The sequence below is a fragment of the Psychrobacter sp. PP-21 genome (assembly GCF_033790785.1).
Taxonomy (GTDB): domain Bacteria; phylum Pseudomonadota; class Gammaproteobacteria; order Pseudomonadales; family Moraxellaceae; genus Psychrobacter.
The window spans coordinates 1-454 of sequence record NZ_JAMYEB010000085.1 but is presented as its reverse complement, the minus strand read 5'-3'; the positions used below and the strand labels follow the sequence as shown (position 1 = coordinate 454).

At 68.1% G+C, this 454-nt stretch carries 1 protein-coding gene; it reads left to right on the top strand.

Annotated features, from left to right (window positions below; genetic code table 11):
- Positions 1 to 452: SDR family oxidoreductase (locus tag NJD71_RS13665; protein WP_319052443.1), on the top strand; the 452-nt coding region annotated here is incomplete at its 5' end.
- Positions 453 to 454: the final 2 nt, after the last annotated feature.

The following is a 454-nucleotide window of genomic DNA, read 5'->3' as shown; positions in this document are numbered from 1 at the left end:
AGCAGTGGCAGGCGGTGGTGAACACCAACCTCACCGGCCCGTTCCTGTGCACCCAGCACGCCTTCCGCATCATGAAGGACCAGTCCCCGCGCGGTGGCCGCATCATCAACAACGGCTCGATCTCGGCGCACGCGCCGCGGCCGTTCTCGGCCGCCTACACCTCGACCAAGCACGCCATCACCGGCTTGACCAAAGCCTCGAACCTCGACGGCCGCATGTACGACATCGCGGTCGGCCAGGTCGACATCGGCAACGCCGCGACGCCGATGACCGACCGCATGGTCGCCGGCCCCGGCGTCATGCAGCCCGACGGCACGATGAAGCACGAGCCGCGCATGGACGCCAAGGCGGTCGGCGATGCCGTCGCCTACATGGCCGGCCTGCCGCTCGATGCCAACGTGCTGACCATGACGGTCATGGCCACCAAGATGCCGTTCGTCGGACGGGGCTAGTC